General features: G+C 61.9%; 13 protein-coding genes. 4 read left to right on the top strand and 9 right to left on the bottom strand.

Annotated features, from left to right (window positions below):
- Positions 1-6: 6 nt before the first annotated feature.
- On the top strand, positions 7-1,116 hold the full coding sequence (locus JK232_RS16155; protein ID WP_072933376.1) for an amino acid ABC transporter permease: 1,110 nt from the start codon (positions 7-9) through the stop codon (positions 1,114-1,116).
- 8 nt (positions 1,117-1,124) lie between these two features.
- Positions 1,125-1,886, top strand: coding sequence for an amino acid ABC transporter ATP-binding protein (locus tag JK232_RS16150; protein WP_072933374.1), 762 nt, complete (start codon positions 1,125-1,127; stop codon positions 1,884-1,886).
- Positions 1,887-1,924: 38 nt separating this feature from the next.
- On the opposite strand, the gene JK232_RS16145 is transcribed toward JK232_RS16150, so the two are convergent.
- The 6 genes from JK232_RS16145 to JK232_RS16120 all read right to left on the bottom strand — a co-directional run bounded on the left by JK232_RS16145 (position 1,925) and on the right by JK232_RS16120 (position 9,137).
- Positions 1,925-2,992: a glycoside hydrolase 5 family protein gene (locus JK232_RS16145; RefSeq protein WP_101829007.1), complete on the bottom strand. Its 1,068-nt coding sequence runs from the start codon at positions 2,990-2,992 to the stop codon at positions 1,925-1,927.
- Between the two features lie 8 nt (positions 2,993-3,000).
- Positions 3,001-4,548, bottom strand: a complete 1,548-nt coding sequence (locus JK232_RS16140; RefSeq protein ID WP_101829008.1) for an MFS transporter — start codon at positions 4,546-4,548, stop codon at positions 3,001-3,003.
- Positions 4,549-4,677: 129 nt separating this feature from the next.
- Complete coding sequence (locus JK232_RS16135; protein WP_101829009.1) at positions 4,678-5,703, bottom strand: Gfo/Idh/MocA family protein; 1,026 nt, start codon at positions 5,701-5,703, stop codon at positions 4,678-4,680.
- 16 nt (positions 5,704-5,719) lie between these two features.
- A complete protein-coding gene (locus tag JK232_RS16130; RefSeq protein WP_212589406.1) occupies positions 5,720-6,787 on the bottom strand; it encodes a Gfo/Idh/MocA family protein in 1,068 nt (355 codons plus the stop codon).
- Positions 6,784-7,968, bottom strand: a complete 1,185-nt coding sequence (locus JK232_RS16125; protein ID WP_212589405.1) for a Gfo/Idh/MocA family protein — start codon at positions 7,966-7,968, stop codon at positions 6,784-6,786. Before JK232_RS16125 ends, JK232_RS16130 begins: the two co-directional genes overlap by 4 nt.
- Before the next feature lie 14 nt (positions 7,969-7,982).
- A complete protein-coding gene (locus JK232_RS16120; protein WP_212589404.1) occupies positions 7,983-9,137 on the bottom strand; it encodes a Gfo/Idh/MocA family protein in 1,155 nt (384 codons plus the stop codon).
- Between the two features lie 190 nt (positions 9,138-9,327).
- On the opposite strand from JK232_RS16120, the gene JK232_RS16115 reads away from it, so the two are divergent.
- Positions 9,328-10,386, top strand: a complete 1,059-nt coding sequence (locus JK232_RS16115) for a LacI family DNA-binding transcriptional regulator (RefSeq protein WP_072933360.1) — start codon at positions 9,328-9,330, stop codon at positions 10,384-10,386.
- A gap of 29 nt (positions 10,387-10,415) precedes the next feature.
- On the opposite strand, the gene JK232_RS16110 is transcribed toward JK232_RS16115, so the two are convergent.
- Both JK232_RS16110 and JK232_RS16105 read right to left on the bottom strand, forming a co-directional pair.
- The gene (locus JK232_RS16110) at positions 10,416-12,065 is read right to left on the bottom strand and encodes a Na+/H+ antiporter (protein WP_072933358.1); all 1,650 of its coding nucleotides are present in this window, start codon (positions 12,063-12,065) and stop codon (positions 10,416-10,418) included.
- Between the two features lie 192 nt (positions 12,066-12,257).
- Complete coding sequence (locus tag JK232_RS16105; RefSeq protein ID WP_072933355.1) at positions 12,258-13,625, bottom strand: NCS2 family permease; 1,368 nt, start codon at positions 13,623-13,625, stop codon at positions 12,258-12,260.
- Positions 13,626-14,133: 508 nt separating this feature from the next.
- Here JK232_RS16105 and JK232_RS16100 point away from each other — a divergent pair.
- Complete coding sequence (locus JK232_RS16100; RefSeq protein ID WP_212589403.1) at positions 14,134-14,292, top strand: hypothetical protein; 159 nt, start codon at positions 14,134-14,136, stop codon at positions 14,290-14,292.
- A gap of 22 nt (positions 14,293-14,314) precedes the next feature.
- Here JK232_RS16100 and JK232_RS16095 read toward each other — a convergent pair whose 3' ends face one another.
- Entirely contained in the window at positions 14,315-14,983 is a 669-nt protein-coding gene (locus tag JK232_RS16095) for a glutathione S-transferase family protein (RefSeq protein WP_072933353.1), read from the bottom strand.
- Positions 14,984-15,308 lie beyond the last annotated feature (325 nt).

Raw genomic sequence — 15,308 nt, 5'->3', positions numbered from 1 at the left:
GCTTCCATGACCATGACGTTACCCCCGCCATCACGCAGCGCGGTGCCGCCTTCCGGCCCGGTCGGCCGGGCCGTGCTCTGGGCGCGCCGCAACCTGTTTTCCAGCGTCTTTAACACCCTGCTGACGCTGTTCTGCCTCTGGCTGCTGTGGCTGATTATCCCGCCGCTGCTGAACTGGGCGGTGTTTCAGGCGAACTGGATAGGCACCACCCGCGCGGACTGCACCAAAGACGGCGCCTGCTGGGTGTTTATCCACGCCCGTTTCGGCCAGTTTATGTATGGCCTCTACCCCGCTGACCAGCGCTGGCGCATCAACCTGGCGTTGGTGATTGGCCTGATCTCCATCGCGCTGATGTTCTGGCGCGGGATGCCGCGCCGTGGGCGTTACATCGCCTGCTGGGCGGTGGCCTACCCGCTGCTGACCTGGTGGCTGCTGTATGGCGGCTTCCTTGGCCTGCCGCGGGTTGAAACCCGCCAGTGGGGCGGCCTGACGCTGACGCTGATCATCGCCTCCATCGGCATCGCCGGGGCATTGCCGCTCGGCATCCTGCTGGCGCTGGGGCGGCGCTCACGCCTGCCCGTCGTGCGCATCCTCTCCATCTGCTTTATTGAGTTCTGGCGCGGCGTGCCGCTGATCACCGTGCTGTTTATGTCCTCGGTGATGCTGCCGCTGTTCCTGCCGGAAGGCACCAGCATCGACAAACTGCTGCGCGCGCTGGTCGGGGTGATTTTGTTCCAGTCCGCGTACGTGGCGGAAGTGGTGCGCGGCGGGCTTCAGGCGCTGCCGAAAGGCCAGTACGAGGCGGCGGAGTCGCTGGCGCTGGGCTACTGGAAAACGCAGGGGCTGGTGATCCTGCCGCAGGCGCTGAAGATGGTGATCCCCGGCCTGGTGAACACCATCATCGCGCTGTTCAAAGACACCAGCCTGGTGATCATCATCGGCCTGTTTGACCTGTTCAGCAGCGTGCAGCAAGCCACCGTAGACCCGATGTGGCTGGGGATGTCCACGGAGGGCTACGTCTTCGCCGCGCTGGTCTACTGGATTTTCTGTTTCAGCATGTCGCGCTACAGCCAGCATCTGGAAAGGCGCTTTCACACCGGACGTTCCAACCACTGAGGTAAACCATGAGCGACCATCAGGTTACAGACGATAAAAAAATGATGATTACGCTGGAAGCAGTCAATAAGTGGTACGGACAGTTCCACGTGCTTAAAGACATCAACCTGAACGTGAAACAGGGCGAGCGCATTGTGCTGTGCGGCCCGTCAGGTTCCGGCAAATCCACCACCATCCGCTGCATCAACCACCTGGAGGAGCACCAGCAGGGGCGCATCGTGGTGGACGGCATCGAGCTGAATGACGACTTGCGCAACATTGAGAAAGTGCGCACCGAAGTCGGCATGGTGTTCCAGCATTTCAACCTGTTCCCGCACCTGACGGTGTTGCAGAACTGCACGCTGGCCCCGACCTGGGTGCGCAAGATGCCGAAAAAAGAGGCGGATGAGCTGGCGATGCATTACCTGAAACGGGTGCGGATTGCCGAGCACGCGCACAAATACCCCGGCCAGATTTCCGGCGGCCAGCAGCAGCGGGTGGCGATCGCCCGTTCGCTCTGTATGAAGCCGAAAATCATGCTGTTTGACGAACCGACCTCCGCGCTTGACCCGGAGATGGTGAAAGAGGTGCTGGACACCATGATCGGCCTGGCGCAGGACGGCATGACCATGCTCTGCGTCACCCACGAAATGGGCTTTGCCCGCACCGTGGCCGACCGGGTGATCTTTATGGACCGCGGCGAAATCGTCGAACAGGCCGCCCCACAGGAATTTTTCTCCAACCCACAATCACCGCGCACCCGCGAATTCCTCTCTCAAGTGATTCACTGATGCCCTTCCCCTGCGCCGGGCCCGCCCGGCGCAAACCTTCACAGTTGGCTTAACCGGGCGACCAGCGCCATCTCCTGTTCGCTGAACGGCAGGCCGTCCGGCGTCAGCACATCATGGAACCAGAGCGCGGCGGTCGCTTCGTCCGGCGCAATACCCGGCCACGGCAGCCAGGTCTGGGTTTTGCCCTGCACCAGCCCCCACTGGTAACAGGCCACGCCTTGCGCCCTGAACAGCGGCAGTTGCTCCGCCATCACACTGCCGACGTGGCGCGCCAGCCACTCCGTACACAGCACCGGGCGCTGGAATGCGGCCAGCCGCGCCAGAATCGCCACTTGCCCCGGCGTGTCCACATACGCGTGGTAGCTGACCACATCCGACAGGTGCAGCGCGGCGATGTCGATCGGGTGCCGGAACGCCTGCCCGCACGCGTGCCTGTCCGGGATATGCCAGGCGGCCACCGTCAGCGGCTGGCAAGGGTCAGCCTGCCGCGCCCAGCGGAACACCTGGATCATCAGCGACAGCGCGTAGATGTCCAGCCGGTTGTCATACTCCGCATACTGGCCAACGCCGCAGAAAATGCCGCCGTTGCCCGGCTCGTTATAGAGATCCCACACCCCGATGCGCGGGTCGTCACGGAAACGGCCGACCACCTCCCGCACATAGGTTTCGATCTGCGGCCAGAGGCCGGGGTTCAGCACCACTGCCCGGCCGGGGCTGCCGGCGGCCTGGCTGTTATGTACCCCCGGCCGCGGCGCTTTCTGCGGCCCGATGACCGGCTCGTCGCCGGAGAAGGCGCAGTCGTCGAGCAGGGTCAGCATCACCTGGAAACCGCAGGCGTCGGCTACCGCCAGAAAACGGTCGATGCGCGCCAACAGCCCGGCGCGGTCGTGCTGCCACACCGTAAACGGCAGGTTGGTGCGCAACCGGGTGTAGCCGTAGCGGCCGGCCCAGCGCAGCTCCTGTTCAATGGTGGCCGGGTCGAACGTCTCCTCCTGCCACATCTCCAGCCAGTTGACCGCGGTGCGCGGCAGGTAATTAAACCCGCACCCCCAGCGCTGTTGCCGGTGCCAGGCCTGGGCCTGTTCAGTGGGCCATTGTGTATACATGCGGCCCCCTATTTCGCGCTGGTGAGCGTGACGGTGCCGACGATGCGGCGTGTGGCCGCGCCGCCCCAGACTTCATCGTACTCATAGCCGGTAAGCTGTTTGATCACCACGCGCGTCTTCTCATCACAGTCGCGGCAGTCGCCGCCCAGTTTGCGGCGCGCGATCTCTTTAATCAGCAACTGGTGCGTGTCCCGCGTGAGTTTGAACGGATAGGTGGTGTAGAAACTCACGGCCAGCAGCGCAGCGGTGGCAAAAATCATCAACCCGATAATCGCCTGCAACGCGCCTTCCGGCTGCGTGCCGCTGCCTTTCACAAACCCGGCCTGCTCCAGCACCAGCCCGATAATCATAATGGCGAGCGCCACGGTACTTTTACGCGTCAGTACCATCACCCCGGCGAAAATCCCCTCACGGCGCTGTTGGGTGACCATCTCGTCAATATCGGGAATAAAGCTGTAGATATTCCACGGGATATAATACAGCCCGGCGCGCGCCGCCCCCAATAACACAAAGACCGCAGAAAACAGCAGGCCGGGCACGGGTATTTCACCGTAATAGACCACAAACAGGAAACACAGCACGCTGAAAATAACCCCATAGGAGAGGCGTAACGCGGCAGAGGGCGTGAACCGGCATTTATTCAGCAGCAACATAAAGCCGTAGGTGCCGGGCACTGAGGCAAAAGCCGCAATACTGAGCCAGCCGGACACCGCCACCGTATCCTGGTTCAGGCAATACACCACATAATAGGTAAACACCGCGCCGAAGACATCCATCGCCGTAAAGGAGAAAATATAGATAATAATATGCAGCCGGAAAGCGCGGATACGGAATGACGAGAACAGATCCTGCACCAGATAGGTTAAATGGTTTATTAGCCCGCTGCCGCGTTTCACCTCTGCTTTAAACGCGCCCGCCTGTTCAATATCTTTGGCTTCCCAGGTGCAGCGCCAGGTAATAAATACCGCGACACAAAAGACGCAGGCAAATATCAGGCCGGTCAGGGTATAGGTAAAGGGATTATCTTTACCGGTAAACTGCATAATCACACCGGGCACCGACACCGCCAGGAAGCCGCCCAGTTGCGAGCAGATCATCCTTACCCCTGACAGGCGGCTGCGCTCCTCGTAGCGGTTGGTCATCTCTGCCGCCAGCGTTTCCCACGGCACCAGCACCATCGCCGACAATAATTCAATCGAGAGATAGGTGCCGAGATAATACCAATAGCCCATATCGGTGAGCCACAGCAGGGCATATAAAAACATTAACGGGGAGCTGAGCAATAAAAAGAAACGGCGGCGGCCGAATTTACGGCCAAGCCAGGTGTTGCCGAAATTATCGGTGACATAACCCATAATCGGGCTTAATAGCGCGTCGATAACGCGGGCAATGGCAAAAATAGATCCGGCCTCCAGTACCGTCAGGCCGCAATAACTGGTGTAGAAAAAAAGTAACCAGGTGCCGATAATCGCGAAGGCACCGCCGCCGAAAAGATCTGTTACGCCGTAGCCGATCGCCACGCCATAGCCGACCCTGCGTTCAGTAGGTTTGACCATAATAATTGTCCAGTTTGTAAGATATCGGTATTACCGGAAAGCGCCGGCTCTTTTTATTTACTGCTGGAATGCTGTGCGTGATCTTTTTCTTATTGCGTGATGACAGGTCAGGTAAAAACAGCGCGGAGATTACCGGCCCGGCGTTACCCATTGCCGGGTCTGGGAGGAACGGTATATCGCCTCCACGATCGCCAGTGATTTTTTCGCCTCCTCAACCGGGGTGTAGTCCGCCGGGGCCGACGGGTGGTGAAGCGCCTGGTAAAACTGCCGGATCGCCGCCAGGTGGCCCGCGCCCCAATAGGCTTTGGCGTCACTTTCCGGGGTAGGGTCGCTGATTAAGAGGGTGCGCGCCCCTGCGCAGACCCGCCACAGCCGGTTATCCCGCAGTTGCAGCATCCCGGCTTCGCAGTGGATCTCCAGCAGCAGCGGGGCGTCGGTGGTGTAGCTGTTGCTGGCATAGAACAGGCCGCGCGCGCCGTTATGGAAATGCAGCGTCGCCATCGCGCTGTCTTCCGCTTCGGTGACGCCGGCCAGCTCGCCGCTGTCCACCACGCCTTTGACGCGGGCCACGCCCCCGGCGAACCACTGCATCAGATCCAGCGTGTGGATGGCCTGATTGATCAACAGGCTGCCGCCTTCGGTGGCATAGCGGCCGCGCCACGGGCTGTGGGTGTAGTAACTGCCGCCGCGTGACCAGGTCAGCACCGCGCTCATGCCGACCATCTTGCCGAGCGTGCCGCCCGCCAGCTCGCTGATGATCTGGCGGCTGGTGGGGTTAAGCCGGTTCTGGTAGCAGACCGCCAGCCGCCCCGGCGCGCGGGCGGCCGCGGCCGCGATGTCCGCCGCTTCCCGCCCGTCCAGGCCGATCGGCTTTTCGCAAAACACATGTTTCCCGGCCGCCAGCGCCTCCATCACCATGGTTTTATGCAGGTGGTGCGGCGTGCAGATATGCACCACATCGATGTCATCACTCCCCAGCAGGGCGTGGTAATCCCGGTAAAAACGGCAGCCGTAGGTCTGGGCAAGCGCCTGCCCTTTGTCGCTGTCGATCTCCGCCAGCGCCTGCAAGTGCGCGCCCGGCACCTGTTGCAGCGCCAGCGCATGGCAAAGGTGGATGGCGCCGCCGCCCACAATCGCGGCATTCAGTGTGTTCATGTCGCCTCCTGGTGCGTCAGCGCGCGGCGTTCGCCAGCATCTGCGCTTTTATGCAGAGTTCCGCTGCCTTGAACGCGTGCGCCTGGGTCATGGCGTGTTCGGTGCGGTGCAGGCAGTCGAGGATCAGCGCGCCGAAATAGGGAAAGCCGACCTGCCCGGCCACCGGGTAGCGGAACTCGCCCGTCCGGTTCACCAGATACACCACATCCTGCTCGCCGCGGGTGAGATCGATATATTTGCGGATCTCGATATAGCCTTCGGTGCCGAGCAGCGTCAGCCGCCCGTCGCCCCAGGTCGTCAGCCCGTCGGGGGTAAACCAGTCGCAGCGGAAATAGCCGGTCGCGCCGTTTTCGCCGCGCAGCATCGCGTCGCCGAAATCCTCAAAGTGCGGATAGTGCGGGTGGCTGACGTTGCGCACCTGGCTGGCGACCACCGTGGCGTCGTGGTTGCCGGTGTAATAGAGGAATTGCTCGATCTGGTGGCTGCCGATGTCACACAAAATGCCGCCGAAATCGCGCCGTTCGTAGAACCAGCCGGGGCGGCCCTGCCCTTCGCGGTGCGGCCCGACGCCGAGCGTCTGCACCACCTGGCCAATCGCGCCCTGTTGCACCAGTTGGCCGGCGAACACCGCGCTCTCCACATGCAGCCGCTCGCTGTAGTAGACCGCGTATTTGCGCCCGGTTTTCGCCACGCTCTCCTGGGCATCCGCGAGTTGCTCCAGGGTGGTGAGCGGCGCCTTGTCGGTGAAGTAGTCTTTGCCCGCCGCCATCACCTCAAGCCCGAGGGCGCAGCGCCGGCTGGGGACGGCCGCCCCGGCCACCAGCCTGACCTCGCTGTCTGCCAGGATCTCCGCCAGCGACGCCGCCACCCTCACCTGCGGGTACTGTTGCAGGAACGGTTTCACCTTCGCCGGGTCGGGGTCGTAGACCCATTTCAGCGTTGCCCCCGCCTCCAGCAGGCCGTTGCACATGCCGTAGATATGGCCGTGGTCGAGCGCGGCGGCGGCAAACACAAACTCCCCGGCGTTCACCACCGGTTGCGGTTTGCCGACCGGCGCATAGTTCATGCCATCTGAACAGTTCATAGCCTCTCTCCTTTCTCCAGATTTTTACCTGCCGGAATCGCCCCTGCCTCGGTGAAATTGGCCACAGCGGCGGATTTTTGGTAGAAGCGCGGTGCCTGGGCGCTGATGCCGCCGGTGTGGTAGAACGGGTCGTCACACGGGATCGGCAGCCGCACCACGCGCCGGGTGATGGCGGATTGATACAACGCAGTGATCAGTTCCAGCGCGCGTTTGCCCTGTTCACCGTCCACCAGCGGCGGCGTGCCGGCGGCAATCGCGGTGAGCAGGTTGTCTATCTGCCCGGTGTGCAGCGTCCAGGCGAGCGGCGGGAGTTGCCGGTACAGGGCGTCGAGCCGGGCCTCCAGCCCCGCATCATTGTCCGGCTGCGGGAAGCCGTTGTCGGCGCTGCGGTGGGCGCACACCGCCCAGGGCGCGGAGATGCGTGCCTTTTCCCCCTGCAATACGATCTGCTGGTCTTCGCCGTGGTGCACCACCGAGGCGGTGAGCTGCGCCAGCGCGCCGTTGGGGTAGCGGAAAATCGCGGCACTCAGGTCTTCCACTTCCGCGTTGTCATGCGCCACGTTCGCCATCATCGCCACCACCTCGCAGGGGGTGCCCAGCAGCCATTGCAGCGCGTCGATGTGGTGCACCGCATGGTTGAGCGTGCAGCCGCCGCCCTCTTTCTCCCAGGTGCCGCGCCACCATAAATCGTAATAGCAGTGGCCGCGCCACCAGAAAGAGTCGACCTGCGCATGGCAAATCTTCCCGGCAAGCCCCGATTCCACCACCGCGTGCAGCCGCCAGAACGCGTCGGTAAAGCGGTTCTGCGCAATCACGGACAGTATCTTCCCGCTGGCCTGTTGGGCGGCGATCATCGCGTCACACTCCTCCAGCGACGCCGCCATCGGCTTTTCACACAGCACATGTTTCCCGGCGTGTAATGCATCGATGGCGATCGGCGCATGGACGTAAGGCGGCGTGCAGACATCCACCAGATCCACCTCCCCGCACGCGCTCAGCATCGCCTGATGGCTGCTGAACACCTGGGCGTCCGCCAGGCCGTAACGCTGTTTCTTCTCCTCCGCCTTTTCCGGGTAGATGTCCACCAGCGCCACGATGCGGCAGCGCTGCGGGAAGTGCAGATAACTTTGGATATGGTTGTGCGCGATGTTCCCGGTGCCCACGATAGCGACATGCAACATAGTTCCCCCTTGGTTTACCAGGTGCCGCCGGCATCCAGCGTGCGGTTGGCGGCGGGCTTCTCCACCGAGGCATTGATGCGCTGCTGCAACAGCGCCAGATAGTGCGCCTCGTCCAGCGGCAGCGTGACCCAATCATCCGTCCAGGTGGAGAGGTGCATGGCGTTGGAGAGCGTCAGGCCGTGGATGCCCTCCACGCCGGGTGCGATCAGCGGTTCGCCGCGCAGCACGGCGGCGCAGAAATTGGCGGTGATGACGTGGTGGTCACTGCACGCCGGGGCCACCGGCATGGTGATTTCCCAGCACTCCGGCTCACCGAAACCGTTCCGCCAGCGGGCGTTGAACGCCGGTTCCGGCTCGCACAGCCGCCAGTAGCGCAGCCGCCCCTCTTCCACCACCACTTTGCCGCGATCGCCGGTTATCTCCAGCCGGTTGGTGCCGGGTGTCTCTGCCACGGTGGTGATAAACACCCCGGTCGCCCCGTTGGCGTATTCGGCGTAGGCGGTCACCTCATCGTCCACTTCGATCTGCCGGTGTTTGCCGAACTGGCAGAACGCGCGCAGCCGCACCGGCATCCCGACCAGCCACTGCCAGAGGTCGAGCTGGTGCGGGTCCTGATTCAGCAGCACGCCGCCGCCCTCGCCTTTCCAGGTGGCGCGCCAGCCCCCGGCGTCGTAGTAGCTTTGCGAGCGGTACCAGTTGGTGATGATCCAGTTAGAGCGGCGGATCTCACCCAGCTCGCCGCCATCAATCAGCGCTTTTACCTTTTGGTACAGCGGGTTGGGCCGCTGGTTGTACATAATGCCGAACACCACGTCACAGGTGCGCGCGCAGGCGTTCATCTCCTGCACCTGGGCGGTGTAGACCCCGGCCGGTTTCTCGCACAGCGTATGGAGGCCGTGGCGCATCGCGAGCATCGACAGCCGGGGGTGGTCGTAGTGCGGTGTGGCGACGATCACCGCGTCAATCAGCCCGCTGGTGATCATCGCCTCCGCGTCCTCAAACAGCGGCAGGCCCTCGCCCACCAGCCGCCGGATCGCCGGGTGTTTGCTGCGGTCGTTATCACAGGCCGCCGCCAGGCAGGCCTCGCTGATCACGCCGTCCAGCAGGTAACGGGCGTGGACGGTGCCGATATTGCCGATGCCGATAATGCCAAAACGTAGCTTCTCCATAACTCACCTGTATTCCACTGCGTGGGGGATAGCGGGAACATAATGAAGCGGGGGAAGCGCGACAAACGGAATGTGTGAGAGGAATCGCAAGGCCGCGACGCCAACCGCCCCATGCCCCAGATTTGGTTGTAAAATCAGTAAATTACCTCTAAGAATATTTGCAGAAATTTATTGCGAGCGGGGTCACATCATGCCGGGAAAGCTACAGATGGATAAAATCGCCGCCCTGACGGGGTTTTCCGTCAGCACGGTGTCACGCGTGCTGGCGGGGAAACCCTACACCAGCGATCGCGCGCGGGAAGCGATCATCAGTTGCGCACGGCGGCTCGGCGTGCTGGACGGCCTGGCCTGCGGGCGGCTGCTGATTGACGGCGTGGCGGTGTTCGCGCCGGGCCGCACCTTCAACGCGCGCGGTGATGTGTTCTACCTGGAAGTGACGCGCGGCATCGCCGAGGCGCTGGCGGCGCACAACGTTTACCTGAGCTATTGCGGGCTGGAAGAGGAGCACGCGGATATCGAAGCCTTTCTGGACAAGGCCGGAGACAAGCACATCAACGCCGTGATCATCATCGGCACCGATGACCCGACCATCTTCAAACTGGCAGCGGCGCTGAATAAGCCCTGTGTGCTGATCAACACCCACGACCGGGAGACGGCACTCGACGCCGTCTCACCCGACCATTACGCCATCGGCTTCAACGCCGCGCGCCACGTGTTCGAACGCGGCCACCGGCGGATGCTGTCTTTGACCTGTTTGCGCCGCAAAACGCTCTACACCCGGCTGCACGGCATCCAGGACGCTTACCGCCATTTCAGCGTGCCCTTTGATGCGCAACAGGATGTGATCATCACTGAAGGGTTTTCGCCGGAAGAGGCGGAACAGGCGCTGGAGGCGTGGCTGGCGTCGCACCCGCCCGCCTGCTGGCCGGAAGTGATTTTCCCCGGCAGCATGGGCATGACGACCGGCGTGCTGCGCGTGCTGGCGCGGCGTCAGGTGCAGGTGCCGGAACAGATGTCGCTGATGACCACTGACTTCAGCTGGCATCTGGAAAACAGCGCAGGCATCCCCATCACCGGCATTGCGGTGCCGTGCCGGGAGCTGGGCATTGAGGCGGTACACCTGCTGCAACACCGGCTGAACCGGCCGCAGGCGTCGGTGTGTCATCTGTTATTGCAGGGGAAACTCAGGGAGGCGGGGTCAGTACGGTACGCCACGCGCCACGCAGCCCGCGTGGCGCTGGGTCAATAACGGCGCGGGCTGTGGCCCGCACCGAGGGGTTACACCTCTTTTTCCACCAGCAACGCTTCCAGCAGGTCGAGGTCATGCAGCAGTTTTTGCAGCGTCTCGTTGCTGATGCGCTGGGTGGCGCGCAGATGGTACAGCTCTGCCCGCTCAGCGCGCAGCGCGTTCAGGCGGAAGCGGCGCTCGAGGTTCTCCACCATCAGCATGTTTTCCATATCATCCTTGTTATAGGTGCGGCGGCGCAGGTTACCGATCACCCGCGAGCTGACCTCACGCACCGTCTGCTCGTCGATGTTCTCTTCGGCATCCGCGGCGATGCGCTCCTCCATCTTGTGCAGGCTCTCAATCGCCACTTCAGCGGCCACGGCGCGCGCCATGTGCTCCTCTTCCTTATAAACGGATTTATCCACCGTTTTCACCCCGCGCAGCAGGAACGGCAGCGCAATCACCCCGGCAATCAGCGAGAACAGGATCACCCCGGCCGCCAGGAACACCAGCTGGTAGCGTGACGGGAAGGCTTCGCCATCCGGCAGGAACAACGGGATAGAGAGCACACCGGCCAGCGTAATCGCCCCGCGCACCCCGGCAAACGACGCCACCCAAAGCTCCCGCGTGCTGTAGCTGCCGAACATCAGCGGGCGCTTTTTCAGCAGGCGGTTGCTCAGCTTTTTCATCGACCAGAGCCAGACAAAACGCAGCATCAGCAGCGCCATATAGATCAGCACCACATCGGCGAACAGTTGCCAGGTCGGGATGGTCGGGTCGTTTTCCACCATCAGGATCGAGGTTTCCAGAATGCCCGGCAGTTGCAGGCCGAGCATAATGAACACCATGCCGTTGAACACAAACTCCAGCATCGACCAGACGCCGTTGGCGCGCAGCCGCATTGCCAGCGGCGCATTGCGGATCACGCCGGACTGGCTGATGGTCATCCCGGCGGCGACGGCGGCCAGAATGCCGGAGACGCCGATATGCTCGGCGATCAGGTAGGACGCGAACGGCAGCAGCAGCAGGAACACCGTCTGCGTGGCCGGGTCATCCCCGCTCCAGCGGCTCATGATGCGCAGCGATTTACTGTAGAGCCAGGTCACGGCGACCCCGGCCAGCAGGCCGCCGACCGCCACTTTCAGGAACTCCACCGTCGCGCCGGAGACGGTAAACACCATCGTGCCCATCGCCACCGCAATCGCGAACTTCAGCGACACCAGGCCGGAGGCGTCATTCATCAGCGCCTCACCCTCCAGCACGCCCATGATCGATTTCGGGATGCGCCCCTTGCCGACAATGCCGGAGAGCGCCACCGCATCGGTCGGCGACAGCACCGCCGCCAGCGCGAACGCCGCCACCAGCGGGATGTTCGGCACCATCAGGTAGATCAGGTAACCGATGCCGACCACCGTCAGCAGCACCAGCATCAGTGCCAGCCCCAGCACCTCGCGGCCGTGGTGCAGGAACTCACGCATCGGGGTTTTCCAGCCATCGGCAAACAGCAGCGGCGGGATAAACAGCACCAGAAACAGCTCCGGGTCAAAATCGACATGCAGGCCGAAATTCGGCCAGGCCAGCAAGGCACCGACCGCAATCTGCATCAGGGGGAGTGGGATCTGGAAGGGTAACATTCTGGTCACGACACCCGAGAGTGACACCACCAGAATTAAAATGAGGATTGTAAAAAAGATTTCCATGCGTTCCTTGGGCTCTTGTCATTATCACTTTCAGCCGGGCGCAGGCGGCCCGGCATTCGCAGGGGTGATAGTAGACCAGAACCGCCGGGCTGTTAAACCCGTGCGTGCGCTTTGGCCGAATGTGCCGCCGGAGAGGAAATCACAGGCATAAAAAAAGGGAGCCGGTGGGCTCCCCTGGGTGTGGCGGCGGCGTCAGATCGCCCAGCCACCGGCGTAAAACGCGGCCAGCAATACGGCGATGATCACCGTGCCGGCGTTCAGTTTGCGCCATTCACCGGCCACCACGCGGCCAATCACCAGCGCGCCGAAGCCGAGCATAATGCCGGTGACGATGTTGCAGGTCAGCACGATAAACACCGCGCACAGCAGGCCGGACATCGCGTCCACAAAGTCGGTGAAGTCCAGCTTGGTGACGTTGCTCAGCATCAGCAGGCCGACATACATCAGCGCCGGGGCCGTTGCGTAGCCCGGCACCAGATAGGAGAGCGGCGACAGGAACAGGATCAGCAGGAACAGCACGCCCACCACCGCCGCCGTCAGGCCGGTTTTGCCGCCGGCGGCCGTGCCGGCAGCGGATTCGATGTACACCGCCGCCGGGGCAACGCCCACCAGCCCGGCCACCATGCTGCTCACGGAGTCAGAGGTCAGCGCTTTGCCGCCGTTGATGATCTGCCCCTGCTTGTCCAGCAGGTTCGCCTGCCCGGCCACCGCACGGATGGTGCCGGTGGCGTCAAACACGGCGGTCATCACCAGCGCCAGCACGCTCGGCAGCACCACCGGCTTCAGCGCGCCCATGATGTCGAGGCTGAACATGGAGGAGTTGCCGTTGGCATCCGTCAGGGACGGCATGGCAAACAGGCCCTGGTATTTCACCGCCGGGTCGAAAATCAGCCCGATCACCGACAGCGCCACAATCACCAGCAGGATGCCGCCCGGTACCCGGCGCTTTTCCAGCCCGATGGTGGCCGCCAGGCCGATAAGCGTCATCAGCACCGGGAACGAGGTGAAATCACCCAGCGCCACCGGCAGGCCGTCGATCGGGTTTTTCACCACCAGCCCGACGCCGTTGGCGGCGATCAGCAGCAGGAACAGGCCGATACCGATGCCGGTACCGTGCGCCACGCCCATCGGCAGGTTACGCAGGATCCAGGCGCGGATGCCGGTCACGGAGATCAGGGTAAACAGCAGGCCCATCAGGAACACCGCACCCAGCGCCACCGGCACGCTGATGTGCTGGCCCAGCACCAGGCTGAACGCGGTAAAGGCGGTCAGCGAGATGGCGCAGCCGATGGCCATCGGCAGATTGGCCCACAGCCCCATCAGCAGCGAGCCGATGCCCGCCACCAGACAGGTGCCGACGAACACCGCCGCCGGCGGGAAGCCCGCTTTGCCCAACATGCCCGGCACCACAATGACGGAGTACACCATCGCCAGGAATGTGGTCAGCCCGGCGACCACCTCTTGCCGCACGGAGCTGCCGCGGGCGCTGATTTTGAAAAATGCATCCAGCGGGCCGGTCGGCTGAACCTTGCCGCCCGCTTGGGTGTTATTGCTAGACATGCTGATGTCCTCTGAAGGTGATCCTGGAATGTCGGTGCGTAGTGTCGTTAAGGCGTCGTGTCCGTCCGTTTACTTCCCTGGCACCGCGTTTTCTGTAAGAGAGGCCAGAAAACAAGGCAAACGATTAACTCTGTACCCGCCTGACGTTATTAAAATGGGCGATCAATAAAAAGCAAACGATTATCCGGTGTCACAGCAGGCTTTTTCAACTCTGAATCACGACATTTTCGCGTTGTTTGCGCATTAAAGCGGCAGGAAGGAAAATGCGAGCCGCATCACATCTTATTCAGGGCAGAAAAAGAGCGGAAAGCGCGGAAATTTACCGCGTCTGTTGCGCAACTCCGCTGCCCCACCGGCCCTTGTGCCGGGTAAAACAAGGTTTCATTATTTTTGTGATGGCAATCACAAAACTATTGATCTGGTGAATTCTTCAGCGTACCCTTTTCTTGTGACACACATCACATTTCATCGCGCTTGCGCGCCATTTCCCGACAACCGGAGGCCCCTTATGAAAACGTCTTTGACTTTGACATCCGGCGACACCGCCCGCGCCCCTGCGCCTGCGGTGACACGCCCGACGTTGCGCCGTAAAAGCCTGCTGTGGGTGAACAGCCTGCTGCAAAAGCTCGGCCAGGATTTCGTCGGTGCCGGGAAAAGAATGTATTGAGCGCAGGCGGTTTTGCCGCCGCTCAGCCGGCGATCTGGTAAGGCCCGCCCTGTTTCAGCGCCTGCTGGTACGCGGGCCGCGCCTGCACTTTCTTCAGCCAGCCGCTGAGGTGCGGGCAGCCTGACAGCCCGCCCCGGGCGTTCAGCCCCTCCACCGGGAAACTCATCTGAATATCCGCTGCACTGAAATCCGCCCCGGCAAACCAGGCATTTTCCGCCAGATGGTTTTCGAGATACCCGCGGTGGGTGGCGAGCTGCTTGTCCAGGTAGGCTTTCTGCACCCCTTTGCCGATCGCCCCGGCAATCGGCCGCGCCAGCAGCGGCACCGGCGGCTTGCCCAGGCGGCTGAAGATCAGTTTCATCACCAGCAACGGCATCAGTGAACCTTCGGCATAGTGCAGCCAGTAGCGGAAACTCTGGCGCGCAAAATGATCGGTGGGTTTCAGCAGCCCCTGCGCATCGTAGGTTTCCTGCAAATATTCAATGATTGCGCCGGACTCCGCCAGCGTCAGGTCATTGTCGGTCAGCACCGGCGATTTCCCCAGCGGGTGCACTTTCTTCAACGCCTCCGGCGCCAGCATGGTATGGGGGTCGCGCTGGTAGCGTTCGATCTGGTACGGCACCCCCAGCTCCTCCAGCATCCACAAAATACGTTGTGAACGAGAGTTATTGAGGTGGTGAACGGTGATCATGCCTCGCTCCTTTTGTTGCAGTAATGTACGTTAATTCAAAGGATAGCGTTCTCCCTCTCCCCGCGCCCGCCTTTATTCATCGCGGTTAAAGCCAAATAGACCGCCGAATATCATCTAAACTTGGCTTATCAATGATAAATAATGTTTTTATTTTATACTTTCTCCATGTTGAGCAATAGAACGGTTACGGCTGTTTAACGTTGGTGAAAAAGTCGCTAATATCGCTGCACCAGTTTGAAATATCACATAATTAAACTTAACCAAAATCGCCGCCGGCCGCGTGGCTAACCCCCTCATTGTTAAGGTTATGTGATGTTTAATCCTT

The sequence above is a fragment of the Nissabacter archeti genome (assembly GCF_018257325.1).
Lineage (GTDB): Bacteria > Pseudomonadota > Gammaproteobacteria > Enterobacterales > Enterobacteriaceae > Chimaeribacter > Chimaeribacter arupi.
This window is presented reverse-complemented; position numbering and strand designations above follow the sequence as displayed.